This window comes from Inquilinus sp., assembly GCF_057815775.1.
In genome coordinates, this window is the sequence record NZ_JBYRFX010001047.1 from 1 (window position 1) to 1938 (window position 1938).

Below are 1938 nucleotides of genomic sequence, written 5' to 3' on the forward strand. Positions count from 1 at the left end.
CTGGCGTGTGCCGGCCTCGTCGTGACTGCCCTGGCGGCGGCTGAGCCGATTCTGCTGGTGCGCACGCCGGACGCGATGGCGGATGTCATCGTGGTGCTGGGCGGGGACGGCCCCCGCCGGGCTTGGCGGGCGGCCGAGATCTATCGCACCGGCGCCGCGCCCCAGGTCCTGGTCACCGGCGCCGGCGATTGCACCGGCATTCGCGATCTCATGGTGCAGGCCGGCGTGGCCGCAGACGCCATCCGGCTCGAATGCGCTTCGCACAGCACCTGGGAGAACGCGGTCTTCTCCGCCCCGCTTCTGGCGGCGATGGGCGCCCGGCGCGCCATCATCGTCACCAGTTGGTTCCACACCCGCCGGGCGCTCGCCACCTTCGCCCGGGTGATGCCGCAGACGGAGTGGATGTCGATGCCGGTTGAGCCCGTGGGGTCGATCTGGGAGATGCTGGAGGGCCAGGACGGGTCGGCCATCGTGAAGGAATACGCCAAGATCGCCTGGTATTCCGCCCGGTACGGAGTCGCCGTGTTCTGATTGTTCAATAATTATCCGTACAAATCGCGGGTTTGACATTTTTTACCAATTCACTATGTGATGGACGATCGGGTCGCCTCTCTGTGCGGCCGAATTCCGGACCGGATCTGATGTCGACCGTGACACTTCCCGGCGGGGCTGCTCATGCGAGCCTGCGCCTTTCGCCGCCCGTGAACGCCCGCGTTGCCGGCTTGGCGGTGCTGGCCATCCTCGGCGGGGCGCTGCTGCTGTCCGCCGAGATCAGTGGCCGGCAGGCCGCGCTCTATGCCTTGGGCGCCGCCCTCGGCCTCGTGCTCTATCACGCCGCGTTCGGCTTCACCTCGGCCTGGCGCGTCTTCATCGCCGATGGCCGCGGCGCCGGGTTGCGGGCACAGATGGTGATGCTGGCCGTCGCGGTCGTGCTGTTCTTCCCGGCGCTGTCGGCCGGCACGCTGTTCGGCCAGCCGGTCGCCGGTAATGTCTCGCCGCTCGGCGTCTCGGTCGTGGTCGGCGCCTTCATCTTCGGCATCGGCATGCAGCTCGGCGGCGGCTGCGCCTCCGGCACGCTCTACACCGTCGGCGGCGGCTCGACCCGCATGCTGCTGACCCTGGCCTTCTTCATCGTCGGCTCGGCGGTCGGTGCCGCGCATCTGCACTGGTGGGTGGCGCAGCCCTCGCTGCCGGCGGTGTCGCTGGTGGACAGCCTGGGGTTGTGGCCGGCGCTGGGACTCAGCCTTGCCGTCTTCGCCGCGATCGCCGGGCTGACCGTGCTGCGTGAACGGCGCCGGCATGGCGGCCTGGTGTCGCCGGAGCCGGTGGCGACGCGCGGGTTGCAGCGGGTGCTGCGCGGCCCGTGGCCGCTGGTCTGGGGCGGCGTGGCCCTGGCGCTGCTGAACTTCGCCACCCTGGCCCTGGCCGGCCGGCCCTGGGGCATCACCTCCGCCTTCGCGCTGTGGGGCTCCAAGGCCGCATCGCTGGTCGGCTTCGATCCGGCCAGTTGGCCCTACTGGTCCAAGCCGGCGCAGGCGGCGGCGCTGAACGGCAGCATCCTGGCCGACGTCACCTCGGTGATGGATATCGGCATCGTCTTCGGCGCCCTGCTAGCCGCGGCCCTGGCCGGGCGGTTCGCCCCGGTCTGGCGCATCCCGGGCCGGCAGGTCGCCGCCGCCGTGGTCGGCGGGCTGCTGCTCGGCTACGGCGCCCGGCTGGCCTATGGCTGCAACATCGGCGCCTATTTCTCCGGCATCGCCTCGGGCAGCCTGCATGGCTGGCTGTGGTTGGTCGCTGCCTTCTTCGGCAATGTCGCCGGCACGTATCTGCGGCCGGCCTTTGCGCTCGAGGTCGAACGGACGCCGCAGCTGAGCGGCTGCTGAACGCCCGTTCGACCCCGATCGGCAGCTACAGCACGAAATCGCCCGCCACCAGGGT

The 1938-nt window shown here is 70.5% G+C and carries 2 protein-coding genes; both read left to right on the top strand.

Translation table 11 applies throughout. The features are described 5' to 3' along the window. Positions 1-531, top strand: a 531-nt coding sequence (locus AC3XYG_RS37215; protein ID WP_489144941.1) for a YdcF family protein, incomplete at its 5' end; no start/stop codon positions are given. A 110-nt stretch (positions 532-641) separates the two neighbouring features. Continuing rightward, the gene (locus AC3XYG_RS37220) at positions 642-1883 is read left to right on the top strand and encodes a YeeE/YedE family protein (RefSeq protein WP_489144942.1); all 1242 of its coding nucleotides are present in this window, start codon (positions 642-644) and stop codon (positions 1881-1883) included. The last annotated feature ends 55 nt before the right edge of the window (positions 1884-1938 follow it).

Coding starts and splice junctions, on each gene's coding strand:
- AC3XYG_RS37220 (WP_489144942.1), top strand. CDS start 642: ATGTCGACCGTGACACTTCCCGGCGGGGCTGCTCATGCGAGCCTGCGC.